This window comes from Nocardia sp. NBC_01377 (assembly GCF_045040005.1).
Taxonomy (GTDB): Bacteria; Actinomycetota; Actinomycetes; order Mycobacteriales; family Mycobacteriaceae; genus Nocardia; species Nocardia noduli.
In genome coordinates, this window is sequence record NZ_CP109566.1 from 1670977 (window position 1) to 1693250 (window position 22274).

Below are 22274 nucleotides of genomic sequence, written 5' to 3' on the forward strand. Positions count from 1 at the left end.
CATCCGGCAGAAAAGTAGCGCTAAGCACTCGCTCGCCCAGCGGTGTTGGGCTGTAGGTGATTTCATGGCGCTGGGCCGTACCCCGTAGATGGGACCGCCCGGTATTAGAGTCCTTGTTTGGCCTGGTGAGGGCCGAGAAGGGACACTGAGGACATGGCAGGACGCAAGCGGCATTCCGCGGAAGACATCGTGAGGAAGCTGCGCCGTGCCGACGATTTGACCGCGGCAGGGAAGACCGGCGAGGAGATCGCCGCCGATCTGGGTATCTCGGCTGCGACGTTGTATAACTGGCGCCGCCAGTACGGCGGGGTGGATACCGAGGCGGCCAAGGAGCTCAAGGAGTTGCGGGAGCAGAACGCCCGGTTGAAGCGGTTGCTGGCGGATGCGGAGCTGGAGAAGGACGCGTTGCGGGAGATCGGACGGGGAAAATTCTGAGCCCAGCGACCAAACGCCGTGCCGTGGACATGCTCAAAGAGGTACTGAATGTGTCGGAACGGTTCGCGTGCAAGGTTGTTGGGCTGAGTCGGTCGACCTATCGGCGGCTGCCGATCAAGGACACCCCGACCGATCCGGACGCCGGTTTGCGGGCCTGGCTGCGCTCGTATGCGGTCAAGAATCAGGGGCACGGGTTCCGTCGCGCCTGGGCGGCTCTGCGGTTCGACGAGGGCGCGTGGGTCAATATCAAGAAGGTCCACCGGCTCTGGCGCGAGGAAGGCCTTCAGGTCCGGCAACATCATCCCCGCAAACGAGCGGGGGTCTCCTCGGTCCCACCGGTCGAGGCCGATGCACCGAAGGTGGTGTGGGCGTTGGACTTCCAGTTCGACTCCACCACCGACGGTCGGGCGGTGAAGATCGCGTCGATGATCGATGAACACACCCGCGAATGCCTGCTGCACCTGGTGGAACGGTCGATCACCGCCGACCGGCTCGTCGCCGAGTTGGACAAAGTATTCGCCGCGGCCGGCGGCCCGCCGAGGGTATTACGGATGGACAACGGTCCGGAGATGATTTCTCATGCCCTGCAACAGTTTTGCGCTGACAGGGTCGGGATCTCCTACATTCCACCGGGCACGCCCTGGAACAACGGGTTCGTCGAATCGTTCAACCGGCGGCTGCGGACCGAGTGCCTCAACCGCAACCACTGGACCAGCCTGCTCGAGGCCCGGGTGGTGATCGGAGATTTCAAGACCGACCACAACCGGCGGCACCGGCATTCGGCGCTGGGCTACCGGACACCGGCCGAGTACGCTGCGGCCTGCACCCACACCCACCACCCGGTGGGATGCGGAACCAACTGAACACCGCACCAATATCACCTGACTCTATTCCCGGGTGGTCGCGTTATCGGGGACTGCTCAGCGCGGTGAGTGATGAGGGCGGCGGCTACGGCCGGTTCGGGGCTTTGTCCAGGCAGGACATGGAGCGGCACTGCTACCTGGATGACAAAGACCGTGGGTTGATCGCTGCCCGCCGCCGCGACTACAACCGGCTGGGCTTCGCGGTCCAAGCGATCACAGTGCGGAACTTGGGGATGTTCCTGCCCGACCCGCTGGATGTGCCCGGTGAGCTGGTCGAGTACCTCGCTGAGCAACTCGGGGTGGAAGATCCGTCCTGCGTGAAGCGGTATACCGACCGCAAGATGACGCGGCCCGATTGCCGAGATAATGGGAGCGTCCCCTCCGCACTGGCCGCGGAGGGGACGCTGCGTTATCCGGGATACTCTGGGCTTCCAGGCCGAGGACTACTCGCCGAGCCGGTCGTCCGCATAGACGACCATCGCGTCCCGCTGATATTCGGCCAGGCCCTCGGCGATCTTCTCGTAGTTTGCCTTGAACCGCTCGTCGTCCACATACATCTGCCCCATGCATCTGTATGCGTCCCTGCTCGGGGTCCAGAAGCGGCATATGTCCTGGTATTGCGTGTGGATCTCCGCCTGGACCGCCACGTCGCAGACCGGGGTGTCGGCGGCCATGAACTCGGCCATACGGATCATCGCCGCGGTCAACTCACGCTGCATGCGCTCGACGTCCTCGGCAGTCATCGTTGCGGTGTTGCGCCGAGACTGCTCGAACTCCTCCGGCCAGCGCTCGCGGGCCTCGTTGTCGTACTGCGTGTGGTCGAAGCCCTCGAACAGATTTTCCGGGCGGTTGATCTTGACTGTCATTTCCGTCTTCCCTTCGAGTTCGGCGATGGTGCGCGCCACGGTGTCGGCCATCCGCGCCAGGCGGTTGCGCTCTCCGAGTAGGCGGATGTGTTGCCGTTTGAGGGCGGTGAGTGTGTCCGGCTCGGAGTCGACCGCCTGCGCGATCTCGGCAAGGCTCAGGCCGAGTTCGCGCAGGACGAGGATCTGCTGCAAGCGCAGCAGTTGCTCCTGCTCGTAGTAGCGGTAGCCGTTGGTGCCCACGCAGGCGGGCTCGAGCAGTCCGATGTCGTCGTAATGCCGCAAGGTGCGGGCGGTGACGCCCGACATTCTTGCCACATCCGCGATCGACCAGCTCATGACGCTTCCCATCGGTCCGTGAGGTCGGTCCGTCCGGCCTCGTCTTCGACCCTAAAAGTTGCCGTTACGTGAAGGTCAAGCGGGAATGCGCCGAAGCAGCTGAGAATTCGATTCATCCACCGCATCGATGATGACGACGACAAACTCGTCATCATCCCCGCCGGCACCGACGACCCGGCCCCGGCCGTCGACGCCATCGCGGCCGCCGTCGAGTTCCCGATGTCACCGGCCGCGCCGACGCGAGGCCGGGTCGGTAGCGGCCTGCCAACGCCCCAGCGCCTCGGCCGACACCTTCGTGTACTTCGCGAGGCTCCGCACGGAAGCGTGCCCGGACAGCGCCATCAACATCGGTGTCGACGCGCCGGTCTCGGCCGCGTGGGTGAGCTTGCTGTGTCGCAGCTGGTGCAGCGTGAACGGGCCGCGCTTCATCCCTGTGGTGTGCTCCTCGAACAACGTCGCCGCCCGCCGGTACGACAACCGGGCGCGCTGCGTGCTCGGGTCGATATCGGCCAGCGCCACAGACGGTTTCGCCCTGCGGTCGGTGAGAAACAACGGGCCGCGCTTGCGTCCGCCGATCAAGCGGGGCAGTAGCCGGGCGGTGCCGGTCTGCCAATAGATCACGTCGCGGGCGCCGCCCTTGCGGACCACGGTCGCGCAGCGGTTCACGGTGTCGAGATCGGAGACGTCGAGCGTCAGGATCTCCTCGGCACGGGCCGCAGACTCGTACAGCATCGTCCACAAGGTGCGCTCCCGCAGCGGCGCATCCGAGTCGAGCAGCTGGTCAACCTCGTCGTGGGTCATCGCCTTGCTATTGTCCGGCGGGGCAGGTCGCGCCTCCAGGCGCACCAGCGGATCACCGACGAGCCACTTCTGTTTGCGCCACCAGGCGCACGCCGACGCCAGCGCGGTCAACCGGAGGTTGAACGTCTTCGGCGACTTGGCGCCCCATACGAACACGAACCAGCCCGACACGCGCTCCGGGTCCAACAGCGCCACATCGGTGTCCGCGCCGAAGTCGCGCACGAGCCGATCCACCGCGGCCGCGTAACCGCGTCGGGTATTGGCGACGGTGATCGTGTCCAGAAACATCTTCGCCGCGTCCGCCAACCGGACCCCGGCCGCCGTCGTCGGCAGTGTGCTCAACGTCCCCACATCGACCGCCTCGCGCACTACGGCAGATAGTTTCCCGAGTCGCCCCGTCCCGAACGTGCCGTCGCGCCAGGACGACTCGCAGTCTACGGCAGATAGTGAGCCACTATCTGCCGTAAATCCTTAGCGCTACTTTTCTGCCGGATGCTCCCCTACCCCCAGTACCGCGGTGGGGCCGTCGGTGATGATCCGTTCGCGGGTGAAGGCGATGTCGAAGGATTCGCCGATGCGGGTCATCAGGGTGATGTAGGTGTCGATGCCGGTGTGGGTGCCGCCCCAGGGCAGACATGCAGGTTCGGTGATGGTGAATCGTGGGTGCAGGATCTCGGTCAGGGCGGGCCGGTCGCCCTGACCGGCGACGGCCAGCAACCGTCGCACCAGGGCGTCGGGTCGCGGGCCGTCGCTGTGTCGAGCGGGCATGGTTCAGGCCGCGAGCATGGTTTCGAGCCCGACCGGGTCGCCCAGGTAGAGCTTGCCCGCGCCGGCGGAGGCGTCGTCGGGCCAGATGACCTGCTGTCCGGCTTCGATCCCGGTGAGGATGCGTGCGGCGACCTCGCCCGGGTCGGCCTTGTCGGCCTCGACGCCCGCAAGCATGTCGGTGTCGATGCCGCCCGGGTAGGCGCCGATCACCTCGATACCCTGCTCGCGCACCGCGGCCCGCAACGCTTGGGTCATCGAATGCGCGGCGGCCTTGGACGCGCAGTAGCCGGCCATCGGCGCCACGGGCGCCAACGCGATCAGGGTGAGCACATTGACCACCGCCGCCGCACCGCGTACGCCGCCCGCGCGCAGTGACGGCAACCACGCTCGGGTCACGCGCAACGCGCCGAGGTAGTTGGTGGCCAGATCGCGTTCGAACAACGCGAGGTCACCGGTGAGCACATCACCGAATCCCAGCACACCGGCGTTGTTGATCAGCAGGTCGACATCGGTGGCCGCCGCCGCGGCGGCGGCGACACTGTCGGGCTCGGTGACATCGAGCGCCAGTACCCGCACCCGTGGGTCGCGGCGGATATCGGCGGCGACGTTTTCGGGGTCGCGGGCCGCGACGTAGACGGTGGCGGCGTCACGACCGAGCAATTCGGTGACCAGTCGGGCGCCGAGGCCGCGGTTCGCGCCGGTGACCAGGGCGGTGGATCCTGAGATTCGCACTTATGGCTCCCATGTGGAGGGATTTTCGAAGGACACTCTGAACTTATCCGCTCACCCTTGCGCCTGACGATGCCAGGGCCGCTGCGCTGGCTGCCCGAGATCCCGGCCGCGCTGAACCCCGGTGAGCAGGACCACCACCACCTCGCGGTACGCGCGAAACAGATCACCACCATGGCCGAACAGATCGCCACCCAGGCACGGACCACCACCGGTGACGCGGTCCCGTTGTGGGCGCGACGCCTCCGCGAAGCAGACCCGGCGCTGACCGCCGAACTCGCGATATGGCGTGCCGCGCACGCGATCCCCGATCTCGACCGCCGCCCCACCGGCCCCCGGCAGTACGCGGCCGCCGACCGGCACGAACAGCAGCGCCTGGACCAGGGTTGCGGACGTAGTCGGTATCGGAGATCCGCAGGCGGCGATGGTTGCGGCGGGTGGTGATGATGTCCCCGGCCGAGGCCGAGTGCCCATCCGCGAGCGGGGTTTCGGCGCCGAGGTATTCGAAGCGCCGTTCGGCCTGGTGTAGGCGTTCGGCGCGGGCCAGGGCGTTGAGTTCGGCGACCAGGGCGCGGGTCGGGGCGAGCATCGCGGCGTCGCGGCCCTGGGAGTGATCGACGCGCCAGGGCGAACTCTGAGGTTCGCCTGCCAACACATTCGGCGAGTTCTACGGGAACCCCACGTCGTGGCGGTTCGAGGCGGACACTGAAATGTTGGGACCGGGGAGATAGACCCTCCTCGGTCCCAACGCTGTGAGGGCGTGGGTTACAGGCCGTGAGCCCAGCGACGCCGCGCCTGCGGAGGGGCAGTACGGGGTTTGTCGATCATCGACGCCCTGCAAGGAGTACAGGTCGCCGTCATCGCCGCCGCCGGCGGAGACCCGCCGACGATCACACCGATGCCCCGCCCGGTCAGCGCCGTCGACCTGGCGCGAGACCAGCGTCGCGACGAATCCCTGCAAAACCTCATCAACCAGTTCACCACACCCGCCTGGGAGGGCTGATGATCTACACCGCCGTACTGCCCGCACAGGCCGCCGCCGGCGCCGACGTCACAACATTAGCCGGTGTCTACTCGCCGGTCTTCTACAGTGGCGACACCATCACCGATATCGAAATCGTCGCGCCACCCGCATATTCCACCGTTACCGGAGCGGCCACGAACAACGTCACCATCACCACACGACAGGTGCGCGCCGGAACCGTGATCCAAACCTTCGGATCGGTGACGACGGCAACCGGTGTGAATCTCGCCGCGGAGATACCGATCTCGGTGCCGATCACCGCGCAACCGGTGTTCTTGCCCGGCGATGTCATCGACGTACGTATGCATCAGAACGGCACCGGACAAGCGATCGGTGCCGGGTTGTGGGTGTGCGTCTACGTCAGCTGAACGTGGTCAGGGGCGAATCGGCAGGGTAGGTAGCCATCGGTCGAAGACATCGTCCTCGGTGTGATGCTTCCAGGAGATCTCCAGTAGGAAGCGGGATTTCGGGGACTCCGGCGGAAACCATACGAATACTCGGGCGGTATCGCTCACCCGCATTTGTGGTGTACCGATCAGCGCCTCGGGGAAGCTCGGATGGTGCACGGGCCGGTCCGGCCGCGTTCCCGGGGCGATTTCGACGCTGTGCAGCACCGCGTCGTGACTGCCGAGGTCGACGATCACGAGGTAGGGATCGGGATGATTTTCCTTACTGCATCTGATTTCGGGGGCAGAAGGATAGTCGACACCGGCGCAGTAGTAGCCGGGTTGCCATGCTTCGCCGGATTGCCGTCTCGGCAGTAGATCGGGGAATGCGCGCAGGGTCTCCTGGTGTGCTGATCCCCATGGGGTGGTGCCGAGATCGAGCCAATCGCCGATGGCTTGCCGATTCGGTACGACCAGTGTGAGGGCGATGATGGTCGCCGATATCAGGCCTACCGCCGCGATGGCCCGCCGCCATGTCAACTTCACGCTCTCCAAGTACCACGCGTGGCGAGGGTTAGCAATAGCTGGCCCGATCCGCATGCGGCAGGCCGCCACAGTAGTTCGCGTCCGAATCCGTCACCGGTGGTCCCGATGGGCCACCAATTGGAGCAGTAATGGCACCACAACCGAACCCACCCGTACCGAAGGGGCCTGCCCAGAGCCCTTCGTTCTTGGACGAGTACACGCAATCATTAACGGCCCCAAGTCAATCCGTACCGAGCAGACCCTCGTCGTTCGAGGATCTGGCGATGGGAGGCCGAGGAGGTCAGTCGAGCGGACTGGACGACTACATCGACTCCCTGACGACCACGCAACCATCGCAGAACGTGCCGCGGACGTTCGAGGAGATGATGGTAGGCCCCGACGGTTCGCGTGCGCCGACCGGATACACGTCGCCCGATCCTGGTCCGAACCTCGTCGAGCAATACCTCGACTCGCTGACCTCGCGTCGACCGCCGGAGGAGGGGTCGTCGGCCGATCTCGTATTTCTGCTGCGGGCGTTGGCGGCCCCGGAATCTCCGAACAGTACCGCGGGCGAGGATCCGTACGCTTCCCAGAGATGGCGTATGGATACGCCCATCGTCGGCGAAGTCGCGACATCTGAGGCGCAAGCGGCATATCTGTATTTCCTGTCGAAGGGCTACGAAATGTCCTACAACAGGCTGGATCATTTCACAGGAGCCAGCGGCGATCCATATTATCTCACTCCAGAGGAGATCGCGAAGATATCGGGTACAAAGCGTGTTTCGGACGCAAACGAAGTGCAGCGCCTAGCGGCGATCGATGCAGCGGTCGAGAAGGCGAGGCAGGATCCGTCGTTGTACGGAAAACCGCAGGCTATCAATGTGGGTGAGACCGAAAACATGCGAAGTCTTGATAATGTCGACAAGGATGTACCGATCCAGCCTTGGTACATCGTCCAGAGCAATGGTTTCGCCGACGATGTTCAATTCTCGCTCGGAAATTTCTCGACCAATACCACGGGTGTGGTCGTTGTTACCGGCCCGTCGGCGGATGGTAGTGGGATCGACTACGACATCATTTATCAGCACAACTACTACGACAGATACAATTTCGATGAAAAGCGAGTTGACTTCGGCAACGGCCTCGGGGACGCGGTTCCTGCAGCGGTTAACAACGATATGGAGCAACTTCACAATCGAGGTTACGCTCAGAATTTCGATCAATCGGGATCCACGTCGGTCAATGTTGAACACGGAACTAAACCGGCGCACCGCGCCTCGGGCGGCGAGATATCCGGTCCGGGGTCGTCCATCGGCGACAAGATCCCGGCCTGGTTGTCGGACGGCGAGTTCGTGATGAACGCGCGTACCACATCGGTGAACCGCCCATTTCTGCAGGCGCTCAACGCTGATCCGCAGTTCTTGCAGAAGATGCTGGCCTCGCAGTCAGACCAGGGCCGGCGTAGTTCCGGAAACGCGTATGCACCGCCCACGGCGCCGGGACAGCCGGCGACGGTGAATATTTCGATGTCGAGCAACGAAGACATCATCAGCAGATTGAAAGTGCTTGCCATCCAATGGGAATTGTCCCGTTCGTGATGGTGGCTCGATGAATGGATTGAGGTGAATCTGTGGCACCGAATGCTGCGATGATCACGGTGACCGGGGTGGATGGTTCGATATGGACGATCGCTGGTCAGGGTCGTGGTCGTGAGGGTGTGGAATTGGCGACGTCACCGAGCGGTTTGTACGACGCTCCGGTGACGACGATCTGGAATCAGTCGGCCTTTCAGGTCGGCTCGTCGTTCGGTGGATACCGGACCAACAAACGCGATGTCGTGTTCGCGCTCAACATCTCCGAAGCGGCGGGACGGTCGTGGGAGGCGGTGGATTCGGCCTGGCGCAAAGCGTGGGCCTACGACCGGGATTCGACGTTGACGATCACCACCGACTTCGGCACGAGATCGTTGAAACTGCGCATGTCGGAGCAGCCGGACTTCAAACCGGACAAAGACCCGCATCTGAAGCGGTGGGGCAAGGTCGTCATGACCTGCACCGCGGGCAATCCGTGGTGGGTGGAATCGAATGTCACCAGCGCGTGGGCCGCGACCATCTCCACGACCGCCCCGAGTACCAGCCAGAGCGGCACCTTGAGTATCGCCAATCCGACCGATCAGCCGATGTGGCTGAAATGGGTGTGTTCGGCGCCGAGCAAGTGGACCCTGCCGGACTTCTCCTGGGGTGCCAACGCCGCTGACGCGGCGCGCACGATCACCCTCCCGGTCACCGCGACCGGCCAAGACCTGACCATCGACACCGATCCTATGGAGGAGATGATCGTCGCGGCGGATCGGTCGCAGATCTGGGCGTTGATGAACGGTGTCAGCTTCCTGTACCCGGTGCCTCCCTATACCGCGGCCACCAATGTCACAGTGACGGTGACCGGGGCGCCGGTCGGCGCGTCGGTACTGGTGGTGCAGCCACGCAACTGGTCACGTCCGTGGGGGCTGCAGTGACGACCGTGACCGATCTGCCCGCGATCTATGCGGATGCTCACAAGGCCAGGGCGACTCGTAAACAGCAGCGATACGGACGCCCGCTGGTGCGGCTGTGGGACGGCGACTGGAATCTGCGCGGCATCTGCGGCGCAGAGATCAACGCGGACTTCCGCTGGGTGCTCAACCAGTCCGGCACCGGGATGCTCGTGCTGCCCTACGACTATTACCTGGCCGAGTGGGCTGTCGACATCAACGGACGCGCGACGCAGAATGTGCACATCACCGTCGACAAAGACGGTGCGCGCTGGGACGGCAGGCTGGAGAAGGCGGTCATCAAGACCGACGAGCACGGTGTCACCACCGTGGAGTTGCTGTTCATGCACTCCTATCAGGAACTCAAACACATCTACTGCTGGTCGAACCCGTTCCTGCCCGCAGCGGTGCAGATCCCCCGCGAGTTCATGCTCGCCGGCCCCAGCGTCTGGGTGCTCAAGACCGCGCTGCACCTGAATCTGCTGCGACTGGAATCCTCGCTGTCGGCACCGATACCCGAGGATCCGATCGACTCCAGCCAATGGGGCGGGCTCGATCAGTCGAACTGGGCCGTGGTGGTCAAACCCGGTGAGTTCGACTCCGACACCTCGATGTGGACGATCTTCGGTTCCCGATTCCGGAACTTCCACGAAGCTGCCTCCGGCGCACTGGAATCCGCGCAACTGGCCGTGGTCACGCGGCGCTGGTTGCGCGGTGATCCGCCGCCGTGGCCGGGTGCGAACCTGCGCCACGGCTGTCTGGTCATCGATATCGTCGACAAATCCGGATTCTGGACCGGCACCAGCACCGGCGGCGACGTTTGGGACGGGCTGGCGCACACCATACAGGTCCTCGACAACACCCTGCTCGACTACAGCCCGGATGTCCTCCCGGATCAGAACGCCCCGGCGCTGTACAAGAACCCGGGATGGATGGGCACGTTGCCCTCGAATCCGTGGGTGGTGTACCGGCAGAACGACCACACCGGTATCCAGACCTCCCAGTTCGTGATCAACCCGTCCTCGGCCACACAGATTCTTACCGGTGGTCATTCGATGCCGGGTGTGAACGAAGCGATCTCCTCGGCGATCCAGTTCATCGGCATGGTCACCGCGGGCGCACTCGGCTCAGTGGCCTATGTCGGTCCCATCATGGCCGGCATCGCCAACGGCACGACCGCGGTGGTGAACACCATCGCCACCGCGTTGCTCTCGGATACTTTGCTGGCCTGGATGCAGTTCAGTTCGCCCCAGCGCGAAGCGAATTCGGGCTGGTCGCACTACTACGAGCATTTCGAGAACAGCGCCGACCGCGCGTACACCCTCGGCTCGCTGCTCACTCTCGGTGAGGGTTTGTGGAAGACACGGCGGCACTTCACCCACAAGTTCACCGTCGCCAACGGCGAACCGTATCTGATCGGCGACCAGGGCCAAGGGCACTTCTTTCTCGGTGATCGGGTCGGTTCCACCGTCAAAGGCATGCCGGAGGGCTCGGTCTACGTCGACCAGGTGACCGAACTCGAACTCGCCTGGTCGCGCACGGCTAGTCCCGCCTGGCAGATCACCATCGGTTCGGACCGCGATCACGACATGCCGTTCGCCAAGTCGATGCGGGTTGTCTCCGACATCGTCGACGACATCCATTCTCTGGCCGTCCAGATGTGATCCGTCCAGGCCGGTCATCCATTCTTCTATTTGTCGGAGAGAACTATGCCCATTCCTTTGCATGAGGACTGCGATCCTGACGACCCGTACGAAGCGTTCGTCTGGGCGCTGGTCGGTTTGCCGGGGCCACGGAACTCACCGCTTCTGGTGCATCCCGATGTGCTTCGGCAGTGGTCGAAACACTTGTGGGACCTCGGATTTCGCCACTACCCGGACGAACAGACCAAACAATTCCACCCGCCCGCACGGGGGGTCACACACTGGCTCAACGGCGCGGGACAATGGGCCGAGAAGGGCGCGGTACAGCCGGCCGAGGCCTCAGCCCCCGATGTCTCTCATCTGACCCCGGACGAGCGGGCATATCTGGTGCAGCAGTTGCGCGAATCCGGTGAGCTCAAACACCTGGTCGATCCTCGCGATCTCGACACCAACCACGCGCAGGTCGGCACTGCTCGAGCGTCACTGCAGGAGGTGACCGATGACGAGCCCCGATAAGAAGGTCCCCTCCGGTGCGTACACCGGCGGCTCGATCCGCAGTCTGCAGTCGGTCACCTGGGCCGCGGCACAGCAATCCATCCTGTCCAGTGTCATGGGGTCATTCGCCGGCGTGGACGCGGTCGGCTCGAACCTGAACTCGGTGACCAACCGTGCCCTGAGCGCCGCGAACTCGGCACAGGTCGGCGCCTCGGACGCGCAGTCGACAGCGAACGCCGCGCAGAACACCTCCGCGTCCAACGCCTCAGCGATCGCCAACCTGCAAACCGGTCAAACCCAGAACGAGGTCGGGGGCGCGGCGGTCACCGACGTCTTCGAAATCTGGGACACCACCAAGTGGGATGTCTTCAAGTGGAACAACAGCGCGACTGCGGTTCCCGACATGGTCATCGTCGGAAACCAGGCGGGTATCGCCAAGGGTGGCAACACCGGTACCGGTGGTGACTTCGCGCTGTACAAGACGCCGTTGATGACCGATGCCCAGTCGGTGTCGCTGGTGCTGGGCCGTGCCAACCAAGCCGGTAACTACACCGGCAGTGGCCTGCTCATCCGCGCGGCCGCTGACCTGTCCACGTTCGTCATCGTTCAGATCGGGACGACGAAAGTGATGTTGCAGCGCGGCACGCTGGTGGGTGGGACCATGACCATCACCAACTGGGTCGAGAAGACGGGGCTGACACTCAGCACGGGCGATACCGTCACGGTCGCTGCGACGGGCTCGGCTTATGAGGTCTTGGTCAACGGCGTCAGCCGACTCGGCTACACCGATACCGCGGTCACGTCACCGGTCGGCGCGAACAACCGCTATGTCGGTTTCTACAGCGCGTTCTACGCCGAGACAGGCTGGGGTGGCACGACCATGTACTACGGATTCGATGCCGAATCCTTCGCCGCGGCCGACACCACCTCACCACCGGTGGTCGGAACCGGCTGGTCGCTGTATCGACAGAGCATCACCGCCGTCACCCAGAGCGCGGGAAGCAACCGGTACGGCACGATCTTCGACACCGTCCGCCAAGCGAACAAGATCAACGTTCTCGACCTCGGTTCCGGTCAGATCCAGATCACCAAACCCGGCTGGTACATCATGAACGTCAGCGCTCAATGGAACCAGCCGTGTGGAACCGGCTACCTCTACAACGTATCCCTGTGGAGCGCACCCAATCCCGGCGGACTGTGGAAACTCGTCCGCGGCGGTGGTGAAACCGAAGGCTCCGTGGTCTACCGCTCAGCGGGCACCTTCGTCGTCTTCGCCGGCGAGGGGACCGTTTGGGCGCCGGGCTATTACATCGCCGGCTCGAACGGAATGTACGGCGACACCTCCGGCACCCGAACCTATTTCGACGGCACGCTCTGCTCCTTCTCCTGAGACCCAAAAAGCTCAGCGCAGCAATGTCATCAGCATCCGCGTCGACCTAAGCCTCGATCCACCGACGCGGGTTTCGGGTTGGTCTGTGCGCCGGAGGCGCGCGGACCAGCGGGTTTCGGGCGTGGGGTAGCCGCTGGTCTGCCCAGCATTTCCACTTTGTATCGTTCGGGGCCGTGTGCGGCGGGTGGTCAGATGGCGGGTGAGATCGGCGGGCTGTAGCCGATTGTGTTGTGCCACAAGGTGAGCCATCTATCCACCTAGGGCCAGTGGCGGGGTAGGTGCAGGATCGGGCGCCGTTGCGGCCGGGCCAGGCGGGCGGGGATGTTGACGATTTTGCGGCGCAGGGTTGATCCTCGCGCCCGGCCGAGGCGGCCGCCGGCCAGCGTGCCGGTGGCACGCAGCAGGTTGTGGGCGATCGCCGCGCACAGGACCCAGGCGGAGTTGGCGCCGAAGCGCCCGGACGGAATATGCGCCAGCGGGCCGTCGATCAGGTCGGCGAACACGGTTTCGATGACGGCGTGCCGGCGGTGGGTGATATCGACATCGGCGACCGACTCCTTGGAGTTGGTGAAGAACGGGTGATATCTCCAGATCGGGAATAGCGTGTCGGGGTAGCGGGCGTCTTTGACACGACGCACGATCAGCCGGGCGGTGACCCGGTCCTTGGTGGAAGCGAAAGCGGTGTAGGAGATTTCGGCAACTTCGGCGTCGGAGATCCATTCCCCGGTGTCGGGATCACGGACCGCGCCGGGATAACGAACGGGGGTCCATGCGTCCTCCGCGATCGCTGCGATCGCGGTGTTGACCGACGTGTTCTTGGTCAACACCACAGAGAACTGCGCATCGGCGCGCAATGCGGCGCGCGCGACCTTACGGTTGCCGAACGCGGAGTCCCCGCGCACCACGATCGTGCCGGTCGCTCCGGCCGAGCGGGCGGTGCCGATCGCGGCGGTGACCATCGACGCGGCTCCTTTGCCGGAGCCGGTCTTACCGGCACGTAACCGCATTCCGGCGATCGCCGGGGCGGCGAGGTCGGTGCTGATCGTGGACACCAACGGCGAAAGTCCTTTGCGCAGAATCTGTTTGCCCGCGATCTTGGTGTGCCCGTAGGAGGCGCCCTGTTTCTGGCGCCCGTAGACCGGGCGCAGCAGCGAGTCGATGTCGACGAACGCACGGGTCTCGATTCCGGGCAGCAGATCGACGCGAGCAGCCAAGGCGATCAGATGTTTCCGCATCACCGATTCCAACTGCTTGGCGTGGCCGAAAGTGAACTCCCGCAAAAGAGTTCCGACTGTCGAGGGCGCATACACGTTCTCGAACAGTTTTTTCATGCCGCCGCTGCGCAGCAGGTCGATATCGTCGATACTGTCCGCGCCCGCGCACATTCCCGCGATCAGGGTGGCAAGCTTGGGCGCCGGGTTCGCCGATCCCGACTTGATCCGCGACGCGTCGATGACGACCTTCTCCGTCAACAGCCTGGTCAGGCCGGTTTGCTCGGCCAACATCATCACCGGCACCAAACCGGCCACCGACACGAGGTTGTCATCATCGAACCGCGCCGAGTCCGCGGCGAACGTGTGGAACAATCGCACTGAAAGTGTCTTTCGGATCTGGTCTTGATTGTTGTGTGAGAACTCCAATCCTCCCAGGTCAGAAGGCACTTTCTTTATTTCAACACGCCCTTATCGCCGATTTCATCGGTGGATCGAGGCTAAGGCGCCCTATCGAATTCGTGCTTGGGCTCCGAGCATGCGCACATCACGCCAACCCAACCGGCCCCGCTGCCGTGACGGCAGTCGGCGCACATTCGTTGGATGTCGCACCTCGCAATCGGCCCGAACATTCGGCGTGACGAGGTAGGTCTCGGCCGAATCGTCGAACCGAATCGTCTACGAAACCGATGGACGGGGCGCAACCATGAAAGGAACCCTATGACCATATCGAACGATCCCGGCTATCTGGGCTATCAGCCCACACTCGAACCGTTGAAGCTGACCACGGGCGCCGGCTTCGTACAAACGATCCAACCCTCCGACGGAGCCGTATTCCCGTCAGGCACAACGGTATCCATCGTCCTGACCGCACCCGGCGGTAGTTCACTGGGCACCTGGTCGGCCACCGTCACCTCGACAGCGGCGACCTGGAACGTGGCAGCAGCGACCTGCAACGACATCCCCGCCAATTCGCGCTACACGATGCTCGTGACCTACCCGACCGCGCCGGTGACCACCTACGCCTGGTTCGCGGGCATCGTCGTCAGAACCTAGCCCACCACCATGTCCCTCGCGTATGCGAGGACCAACGAAACAACCCTCCGCACAACATCTCTCGAGGAGCCACCATGGCCATCGCCGTCACCGCCACCAAGAACGCCCTGTGCACCGCTTACGCCAACATCGCCACCACCGTCTACGTCTCGGTCCACACCGCGGACCCCGGCACCACCGGCACCAACGAGGCATCCGGCGGTTCGCCCGCCTACGCGCGTATCGCCACCACCTGGTCCGCCCCGGCCAGCGGACAGATCACTGGCAGCCAGGTCACCATCAACCTGCCCGCGGGCACCTACACCCACGCCGGACTGTGGAGCGCCGCCACCGGCGGCACCTTCATCGACAAGGTCGCCATCGCCTCCACCACCCTCGGAGCCCAGGGCACTCTGCTCGTCACGCCCACCTTCGCCATGAGCTGAGTGCACCGACCCCGCCTGAAATGGTTGGGCCACAATTGAATAGGAAGGCGAAATGACAGCCTCACAACGGCTGATCGTGGCAACGCTCCCCGCACCACCGACCGTGGCTCCCGTCATTCCAGCGCCGTCGACCGGCGGGACAGCGCTACCATCGTCGCCGGTCGCCCACATCGACGGGACGCGAGTACCGGTTGTCCCGGCATTCGTGACAGCGTTCTTCGCAGGCACAGGCGTGCCGACAGTGCTGTTCAAGCCGTCCTCGCCCACGATCACTGCAGGTAGCGGCGTGGGCTCGCTGACCGCGACAGCAAGGTACTCGCAGTCCTGTGTTCCGAATTTCGGCGGCACGGGGTCCGCGACGGCGCGTGTGGCGGGCGGAGTCGGCAGTCGAATCGTGGTGAACGCGTCATTCGGGGCGGATACCAATGCCTCGAGTGCCAGCGCAGGCTTGACCGGTCTCGGCGTATTGGCGACGGCAACGGCCGTGTATGCCGGTGCGCGGCCGGCGTTCTATGCCCGAGGCACCGCCACGGCATAGGAAGGACGACACCGCTAGAAGGCGACCGCGTACTCGTCCAGCGAGTCGCCGGTTCTGCTTCTGTGCGTGTCGAAACCGCTCGGTGCCGCGCTCGGCCGATGGTCGAGCGCGGCACCGGCCTGCTCTGTCGCTGACATCTCCGGTGATCACGTCGCATCGAAAGCTTATATACAACAATACTTTTGGAGGAAACCGCAGTGGCAGATACCGCATGGAGGACGGCAGGACTGCCAGCGTCGCCGTCGGCTACTCCGACCAGCCCCGGCCCACCCGTGAACACAGTCGCTTTGCCCTCGGCGCCGACCTCGGTTATCGCGGGCCGCGACATTCCGATCATCCCGCCGTTCATCACCGCAGCACTCAACGGTACCGGGGCGCTACTCACAACAGCGAAAGCCTCTACAGTTCTGGCGGTGACAGCGGGCGCTTCCGGGCAACTCACCGCCGCGGTCGTTGCGCGACCAACAGTTGCTGCTGTGCTCGCCAGCACCGGAACCGCCACAGCCGCGGTAGCCGTCGGTAGCACGGGTTCAGTGCTGGTTTCGGCTCTCTTCAACGGGGCTGGCTGCGCCACGACGGCGAACGCGCTGTCGAGCAGTGCCGGCGAACTCTCGGCTGCGGTCGTGCCCAAAGCCTCGGCGGCACCGGTGTTCTACGCGAAGGCGACCGCTATCGGGGTAACCAACACCCCACCCGCACCAGTAACCGCCGCACTGACCGGCACCGGAAATCTGACGGCTGCCTCAGTTCCCGGGTTTCGGCCGTCGGGAATGAACAAGAGCGGAACCCAGACCGGTCCCAACGCCCAGAATGCCTGGATACAGGTGACCGGATGGACCGCAGACACCACCAACTATCCCGGCTCGACCGTGAACACCAATGCCTTGGTGAGCCAGGGAAACAAGACATCGGCGACCGTCACCGCCAATGTCTCCTGGACGGCGAGTACCTTCCCGAACACGATCGCGGCGCGTCTGAAGAAGAACGGCACCGTCATCGCCACCGGTAGCACCGCCAACCCTGCTGTGGCTAGCGCCACCGTCACTGTCGCAGAGAACGACCAGATCACCCTCGAGGTCAGTGACGGTTACAGCCTGGCCAGCCTCGCACCAGCGACCATCAACGTCACCGGAACCTACGTGCGCATCACCTGAGGCGACACACCGTTGCGAACGGCTCGTCGACACGGGCACCGATGGCAGAAGCATCTGAATGAGAAGGACCGCGGCGGAGTCCGCCGGACCGCCCCCCGAAATGCTGTGCTCGACCCCAGGGTCGAGCACAGCATTTCTGTTTCCGCCCCCGAACCGCCACATGTCGGTGCCCGGTCGCGGAAATGCCAGCCCGCAGTGGTTCTCACCCACCGCAGCTCACCAAACTCCGATATCGAGGTGATGGGACATGGCTCCCAACGAACCGAACAAGCCCGCAGACCTGCAGATGCCCGACACCACGGGCAAGAAGGAAGGTGATACCTGGAAGGTGACGGAGAACGGCGTCGAGGTCACCTACACCATCCCGGCTGGCAACGGTAACCAATCGGTCGACCGAACCTGGACGAACAGCGCAGGCGGCACCAGCACCAACCGCATGGTCGACGACGGCGCCGGTGGATTCCAATCGTGGACCGACAGTACCAACGGGCCCGCCACCTACATGAACAAGGGGCAGGGCGGTACGACCGACGGAGTCTACGGCCAAGTCTACGATCCCGGAAACTCGACATCCGGAGCGGCCGATGTGGGATTCGGCGGCAACCCGAATCTCAGTCAGGTCGAGGCCGTGCGGTACGACGAGAACGGAAATCCGGTCGACCGCCTGAACAGCAGTCGCAATTCGCGTGGCAACTGGGACAGCGTGGGGTTCGACTCCGAGGGCAACAGAACTCTTTTCGGGGATATTCCCGACGGCAAGGGCGGCTTCGTCCAGGGTGCGTTGGTTGGTCAGGTCAACCAGGAGGGCTACGGCTGGTCGACCGATCCCGAGGGAACCCGCTGGAATATCGCGCCCGACCCGAGTGGTGATCCCGGTGCGCTACTGCACTGGCGTACCGAAACTACCAAAGACAGCAACACTCTCTCGATCTATGTCGACAGCCGTGGCGTAGAGAAACGTGAAGTCCGCGGCCTGTGTTCCAACGAAGTGCTCTCCGTCGGGTATCTCGACATCGACGGCGTGTACACCCATTTCGACTATTCGAAGCAGACGAAGTCAACCTACAACCCGCACGACTATACGCTGACGGTTGTTCAGGTCGACGAGGGCCCTCAATGGTCAAGAACAACAACTCCTTCGGGCGAGCGTTCGCGTGAAGCTGCAGGGCCACTGCTGGGCCGCTCCATTTACGGCTCGCAGGACCAGGACTATGACCAGGTCTATGCCAACCTGCAATACCTACCGATCGATGACGAGCTCCGCCAGAAGGAAGTCGACCGGCTTCTCGCCGCCGGTATCCCTGCCTCCCAAGTGCAAAACGTACTGTGGCAAAAAGCAGTCGATGCCCGCAGTCGTCTGGCGAGCGCTGGCATCTCACTGCTGACCGTCGAACAGGCAAGAGCGTTGGAAGCCACCGACCGGTCCTATCCCACAGACCCACGCCGCCCCTTCGTACCCGTGAGCCCCAACCACAAATTCAACGAAGGCGACTTCCGCGAACTACTCGGCGACTTCACCGGCCTCAATGACCTCCAAGAGGGACTTTTGGACGGCAACTACGGGCAAGCCGCCTTCGGTGCGGGCATGACGATCCTCACCTTCACCCCAGGAGTTGTCTTCAAGCCTCTGGGAAAGGGACTCAGTTACCTCGGCGGGAAACTCTTCGGTGAAACCGAGCAGGTACTCGCGGCTGAACTCGGCACGCTCGGCAAATCGGGTGCAACCGGTGGTCGGGCCGGCGCGGCGGGGGCCGAGGGTTCTCCTGCATTCAATGCGCCCTGGAAGCTGAATCCAGAAACCTCGCCGTTCATCCCCGAGCCTGCCAATCCCTACAATGCGGGCACACATCTCGGTGCGGGTGCAGGTGCGCGTGCAGGTGATGAGGCCGTACCTGCCATCCTCGACTACCCCCGTGGGGAACTGCCGTGGAATGCCCGCGAGGTCCCCGTCCCGCGTGAGGCCACTCTCCCGCCGAGGGCGGTGCTTCCGGATCGACCAGGAGGCGGTTACGGCACACGGCCCCCGTGGAGCAGAACCGACCCGGCGGGCATCGACGGCCCCAACATCAGCGACCCTCGTGCCGATCCTTTCGGATCCCGCCCGCGCCCGGGCAGTGACATCCCGCGCCGATTCCCCGGTGAGCACGGCGGTTCCGGTCCGAATCCCGGCGCGGGCACGGGGGTGGGACTGCCGAAGGGCAGGGGGTTGCCGCCGGGAATCACCCGTGAAGGAAAACCGGGAGGACCGACGTCGTGGAAAAATCAACAGGGAAAGTATACGAAGAAGGAACCCTGGGACGCGTCACAGTCTGATGCGGCACTACCGGGAAAATTGCTCGACGACCCCATCGCGCGGATTCCGATCGACTCGTTGCCTGCACGGGAGCAATGGATGCTCGGCGAAGTGGACGCCGCGCAGAACGCGAGCAAGACGGCCCGCGACCAAGACTTGGCCGAGATCGAGGCAATGCTCGACAGCAGGCAGACCAAGCTAATGGTGCCCGACGGAAAGGGCGGTTCCCGGGAGGCGACGGTCAAGGACTTCTCCGGCGAGAGAATCAGAAAAACACTTGTCTCGCTCGATGAAACCCAACAACTCAAACTCACTGATCCCGAATCCATACGGCTCGCGGAGTTGGCCAAGAGCTTGCGCGAGCAGCGGCTGGCGGTCAGTCGTCTGCCCGAGGTCCGTGGTGAGATCGGCGGCGACTACTACGCCAGACAAGCGAATATCGATATCATCCACGAGGGTTCGGGAAACTACACGGCTGACCGGCTCGGTGTGGTGACACTCCCGGACGGCACTCGTCGGGTCGTGTTGCTGGAATACAAGGGCGGCGAGTCGGCGACACAGTTCGGCTCCCGCCAGATCGATGTGGGCCTGGACAAACCTGTGTCGTTCGAACAGGGCACCCTGCCCTACGCGCAGGACGAGTTCCTGCGGCCGGACTCGGAGGCGCTCGCGGCGTTGCGCGCCTACGACGAGAAGAACGGCACCGATCTGGCCAAGCAGTTGCTGTCGGGACGACAGGACTTCGATTATGTGCTCGTACATACCGAGCCGAATACGGGAACCATCACCGCCTACAACGTGGATCCGCAAACGGCGAAGAACTTCACCCTCGGCCAACCCGACGGCCCACCGCCCCCGAGCGCGACACCGATCACGGCAACCACCGGAGGTATCGACGGCTCCCCGCCGAACTGGCTAGACGGTCTCGCCCTACCGGATCTACGCAATCTCGCAGCCTGGCTGGCGCCCGCGCTGCCGGTGATCGCGCCGCTCGTGCCGCGACAGGCTGATCAGTCCCTCGTGGTGAACATCAGCATGCCCGCTATAGATCAGCGGCGTGTACTCGATCATGAGTCCGCGGCCGTCCTCACCCACGGCGCCTACATTCGGTGACACGACTCCCGACGCGGTGAACCGGCGAGAATTCGGTGCACCGCCACCATTCATCCGATCGGACAGGAAGTAGCCTGCACCCATGCACACCGACATCGAAGGCGCGACCCGCATCGCCCGGATCGCAGCCGAATTCGACTGGAAGTGGCCCCTCGACGACCCCACCCCGCTCTGCGACGCCGCAGGATGGGAACCCGTCCGAGAGAACGGCGTCATGTGGTTACGCACCGACCTCGCGGTGAACAGACCGGAATGCTATGTGTATCTGGAGAACAAGCACATCGTCCACTTTGCGGCGCCGGTCACCGATGTCGCCGACTTCCGGGCACCCAGCGAAGAACGAATGCCTCCCATCCTGCGAGGTTTCGAGGACCTGGCGGAGGCTTTCGTCAATACTCTCGGCCCGCCCGCACGCTACGAACCAGGTATCGAGGCGATGATCAGATGGGATTACCCAGGGATAATCGTGCTACTCGACGCGAGCTTCGTGGCGGTCACCCTCAGCCTCGTTCGCCCCGAATATCAAGCCGACCTCGACGAATACGCCGAGCGGGAAAGACTCGGCTTGATCGAGGACATCTGAGCAGCATCGTTTATCTTCACGGCCGGAGTAGGTCACGGCCCGTCCGGCATTCGCGTTCGCCTGCTCGGAACCGATCTCATGGTCCAGTTCCAACCGGTCCACCATCTACGCTGGCCGACTTCGAGCACGCATTCCAATCGGACGGTCTGCGTGGCTCGGAGCCTGTCGCGAAGGGGGCCTGACCTGCCCCTTGGTCCGCAATGTCTGTCGGAGAGAAGGGCCACGGTGCCGCCATCGCCGAACCGCCGTGGTCGGCGAGAATCTCAACTGGTGGGACAACGTGGTCGTGCGCGTTTTCGGTGGGCCTCGGCCAAGACACCCCCAGCGCCGGACCGCCACGGTCGGCGAGAATCTCAACGTTCTCGGGCAGGGCATCGGATGCCTCGACCTGGACCAGCGCCGGGCGGTGACGTTCGGCGAGAATCTCAACGATGAATACGGCACGTATTTCTCCGGTCTCGGATTCACGGGCCAGCGCCGGGCGGTGACGTCCGGCCAGAATCCGTGCCACCGTGGGCCACCAAAGACTGTACGGACCATATATGTGGCGCCGACGAGTCGCATACGAAGAACCTCGATCTCCGTGAGGCACGGAGCACCTCATCGATCCGGTGCGTCCGGTGACGTGGGCCGATATGAGGCGAGACGAATCACTGGCATTCAATATCACGATGCACGATGCGATGCGCGAGATGAGCACGCACGCCGATGAAGGTCACGTCCTGACATACTCTGCTCACATTGCTCACATACGGTGACATCGTCGTGTACGGGAACGCGTACGGGAATATTGAAGGATATGAGGTAGGAATGGATCACAACCTCCAAGAGCGGCGGATCGCCCAAGCGCTCGGCGACTTCGAGAAGTCTTCCGAAGTGAACGAATCGAAGGGGGAGTACTGGTTCGTACACCGCGATGTGCTGTTCGAAAAGCCATGTCCGGACTATTTCAGATATGCGTCGACCGAACGAGTATCTCAACTGCGGCATGGAAAACTTTTCATGATCGGGCGTTTCGTTTGATCGACAACAGTCGATGGGCCTTGGAGAACTACATCGACACGACTCTGGACAAAGCCCTCCATGCAACTGTGCAAGAATGGGACAGCT

The 22274-nt window shown here is 63.7% G+C and carries 20 protein-coding genes and 2 pseudogenes; 16 read left to right on the top strand and 6 right to left on the bottom strand.

Translation table 11 applies throughout. The features are described from left to right. Positions 1-153: 153 nt before the first annotated feature. Both OG225_RS07365 and OG225_RS07370 read left to right on the top strand, forming a co-directional pair. Positions 154-1298 (top strand): IS3 family transposase gene (locus tag OG225_RS07365; protein WP_405180878.1). Its coding sequence is split into 2 segments (ribosomal slippage): positions 154-430 and positions 430-1298, totalling 1146 coding nucleotides; the frame shifts between segments, so codons are not numbered across the junction. Then, positions 1283-1642 (top strand): annotated as a pseudogene (locus OG225_RS07370) (DUF4158 domain-containing protein); the annotation flags it as partial. The gene OG225_RS07365 and the pseudogene OG225_RS07370, both read left to right, overlap by 16 nt. A gap of 99 nt (positions 1643-1741) precedes the next feature. Here OG225_RS07370 and OG225_RS07375 read toward each other — a convergent pair. The 4 genes from OG225_RS07375 to OG225_RS07390 all read right to left on the bottom strand — a co-directional run bounded on the left by OG225_RS07375 (position 1742) and on the right by OG225_RS07390 (position 4801). Then, positions 1742-2500, bottom strand: coding sequence for a MerR family transcriptional regulator (locus OG225_RS07375; RefSeq protein WP_405180982.1), 759 nt, complete (start codon positions 2498-2500; stop codon positions 1742-1744). 222 nt (positions 2501-2722) lie between these two features. Continuing rightward, positions 2723-3607, bottom strand: coding sequence for a tyrosine-type recombinase/integrase (locus tag OG225_RS07380; protein ID WP_405180983.1), 885 nt, complete (start codon positions 3605-3607; stop codon positions 2723-2725). Positions 3608-3778: 171 nt separating this feature from the next. Further along, a complete protein-coding gene (locus OG225_RS07385) occupies positions 3779-4069 on the bottom strand; it encodes a nuclear transport factor 2 family protein (RefSeq protein WP_405180984.1) in 291 nt (96 codons plus the stop codon). Between the two features lie 3 nt (positions 4070-4072). Then, positions 4073-4801, bottom strand: a complete 729-nt coding sequence (locus OG225_RS07390; protein ID WP_405180985.1) for an SDR family NAD(P)-dependent oxidoreductase — start codon at positions 4799-4801, stop codon at positions 4073-4075. A gap of 69 nt (positions 4802-4870) precedes the next feature. Here OG225_RS07390 and OG225_RS07395 point away from each other — a divergent pair, with 69 nt between their 5' ends. From OG225_RS07395 to OG225_RS07405, 3 genes are all read left to right on the top strand, one after another. Further along, positions 4871-5242 carry a hypothetical protein gene (locus OG225_RS07395; RefSeq protein WP_405180986.1) on the top strand — a complete coding sequence of 124 codons (372 nt, stop codon included), beginning with the start codon at positions 4871-4873 and terminating at the stop codon, positions 5240-5242. Positions 5243-5615: 373 nt separating this feature from the next. Next, positions 5616-5801 carry a hypothetical protein gene (locus OG225_RS07400; protein ID WP_405180987.1) on the top strand — a complete coding sequence of 62 codons (186 nt, stop codon included), beginning with the start codon at positions 5616-5618 and terminating at the stop codon, positions 5799-5801. Beyond that, positions 5801-6190 (top strand): hypothetical protein, encoded by a 390-nt coding sequence (locus tag OG225_RS07405; protein ID WP_405180988.1) that lies wholly within the window; start codon positions 5801-5803, stop codon positions 6188-6190. The genes OG225_RS07400 and OG225_RS07405 overlap by 1 nt, the downstream gene beginning before the upstream one ends. Positions 6191-6196: 6 nt before the next feature. Here the strand turns inward: OG225_RS07405 and OG225_RS07410 are convergent, their stop codons facing one another. Further along, a complete protein-coding gene (locus tag OG225_RS07410; protein ID WP_405180989.1) occupies positions 6197-6754 on the bottom strand; it encodes a hypothetical protein in 558 nt (185 codons plus the stop codon). 263 nt (positions 6755-7017) lie between these two features. On the opposite strand from OG225_RS07410, the gene OG225_RS07415 reads away from it, so the two are divergent. The 5 genes from OG225_RS07415 to OG225_RS07435 are packed head-to-tail and all read left to right on the top strand — an operon-like array spanning position 7018 to position 12791. Further along, a complete protein-coding gene (locus OG225_RS07415) occupies positions 7018-8331 on the top strand; it encodes a hypothetical protein (RefSeq protein WP_405180990.1) in 1314 nt (437 codons plus the stop codon). 32 nt (positions 8332-8363) lie between these two features. Next, positions 8364-9248, top strand: coding sequence for a phage tail protein (locus tag OG225_RS07420; RefSeq protein WP_405180991.1), 885 nt, complete (start codon positions 8364-8366; stop codon positions 9246-9248). Continuing rightward, positions 9245-10927 (top strand): phage tail protein, encoded by a 1683-nt coding sequence (locus tag OG225_RS07425; protein ID WP_405180992.1) that lies wholly within the window; start codon positions 9245-9247, stop codon positions 10925-10927. The genes OG225_RS07420 and OG225_RS07425 overlap by 4 nt, the downstream gene beginning before the upstream one ends. 45 nt (positions 10928-10972) lie before the next feature. Continuing rightward, positions 10973-11422: a DUF2744 domain-containing protein gene (locus tag OG225_RS07430; RefSeq protein WP_405180993.1), complete on the top strand. Its 450-nt coding sequence runs from the start codon at positions 10973-10975 to the stop codon at positions 11420-11422. Next, the gene (locus OG225_RS07435; RefSeq protein ID WP_405180994.1) at positions 11406-12791 is read left to right on the top strand and encodes a hypothetical protein; all 1386 of its coding nucleotides are present in this window, start codon (positions 11406-11408) and stop codon (positions 12789-12791) included. Before OG225_RS07430 ends, OG225_RS07435 begins: the two co-directional genes overlap by 17 nt. A 260-nt stretch (positions 12792-13051) precedes the next feature. Here OG225_RS07435 and OG225_RS07440 read toward each other — a convergent pair. Next, positions 13052-14383: pseudogene (locus tag OG225_RS07440) on the bottom strand (IS1380 family transposase); the annotation flags it as partial. 339 nt (positions 14384-14722) lie between these two features. Here OG225_RS07440 and OG225_RS07445 point away from each other — a divergent pair. From OG225_RS07445 to OG225_RS07470, 6 genes are all read left to right on the top strand, one after another. Next, a complete protein-coding gene (locus tag OG225_RS07445) occupies positions 14723-15058 on the top strand; it encodes a hypothetical protein (protein WP_405180995.1) in 336 nt (111 codons plus the stop codon). A 74-nt stretch (positions 15059-15132) separates the two neighbouring features. Continuing rightward, on the top strand, positions 15133-15483 hold the full coding sequence (locus OG225_RS07450) for a hypothetical protein (RefSeq protein WP_216912803.1): 351 nt from the start codon (positions 15133-15135) through the stop codon (positions 15481-15483). Positions 15484-16293: 810 nt separating this feature from the next. Then, entirely contained in the window at positions 16294-17175 is an 882-nt protein-coding gene (locus OG225_RS07455) for a hypothetical protein (RefSeq protein WP_405180996.1), read from the top strand. Between the two features lie 247 nt (positions 17176-17422). Then, positions 17423-20581: a hypothetical protein gene (locus OG225_RS07460; protein ID WP_405180997.1), complete on the top strand. Its 3159-nt coding sequence runs from the start codon at positions 17423-17425 to the stop codon at positions 20579-20581. A gap of 82 nt (positions 20582-20663) precedes the next feature. Further along, positions 20664-21164, top strand: a complete 501-nt coding sequence (locus OG225_RS07465; RefSeq protein WP_405180998.1) for a DUF6301 family protein — start codon at positions 20664-20666, stop codon at positions 21162-21164. Between the two features lie 810 nt (positions 21165-21974). Beyond that, positions 21975-22187 (top strand): hypothetical protein, encoded by a 213-nt coding sequence (locus tag OG225_RS07470; RefSeq protein ID WP_405180999.1) that lies wholly within the window; start codon positions 21975-21977, stop codon positions 22185-22187. Positions 22188-22274 lie beyond the last annotated feature (87 nt).

Bases quoted from the DNA above. Each gene is read 5' to 3' on its own strand.
- OG225_RS07435 (WP_405180994.1), top strand. From the start codon at position 11,406: ATGACGAGCCCCGATAAGAAGGTCCCCTCCGGTGCGTACACCGGCGGC.
- OG225_RS07405 (WP_405180988.1), top strand. From the start codon at position 5,801: ATGATCTACACCGCCGTACTGCCCGCACAGGCCGCCGCCGGCGCCGAC.
- OG225_RS07450 (WP_216912803.1), top strand. From the start codon at position 15,133: ATGGCCATCGCCGTCACCGCCACCAAGAACGCCCTGTGCACCGCTTAC.
- OG225_RS07445 (WP_405180995.1), top strand. From the start codon at position 14,723: ATGACCATATCGAACGATCCCGGCTATCTGGGCTATCAGCCCACACTC.
- OG225_RS07470 (WP_405180999.1), top strand. From the start codon at position 21,975: ATGGATCACAACCTCCAAGAGCGGCGGATCGCCCAAGCGCTCGGCGAC.
- OG225_RS07375 (WP_405180982.1), bottom strand. From the start codon at position 2,500: ATGAGCTGGTCGATCGCGGATGTGGCAAGAATGTCGGGCGTCACCGCC.
- OG225_RS07460 (WP_405180997.1), top strand. From the start codon at position 17,423: ATGGCTCCCAACGAACCGAACAAGCCCGCAGACCTGCAGATGCCCGAC.
- OG225_RS07395 (WP_405180986.1), top strand. From the start codon at position 4,871: ATGCCAGGGCCGCTGCGCTGGCTGCCCGAGATCCCGGCCGCGCTGAAC.
- OG225_RS07385 (WP_405180984.1), bottom strand. From the start codon at position 4,069: ATGCCCGCTCGACACAGCGACGGCCCGCGACCCGACGCCCTGGTGCGA.
- OG225_RS07415 (WP_405180990.1), top strand. From the start codon at position 7,018: ATGGGAGGCCGAGGAGGTCAGTCGAGCGGACTGGACGACTACATCGAC.
- OG225_RS07430 (WP_405180993.1), top strand. From the start codon at position 10,973: ATGCCCATTCCTTTGCATGAGGACTGCGATCCTGACGACCCGTACGAA.
- OG225_RS07465 (WP_405180998.1), top strand. From the start codon at position 20,664: ATGCACACCGACATCGAAGGCGCGACCCGCATCGCCCGGATCGCAGCC.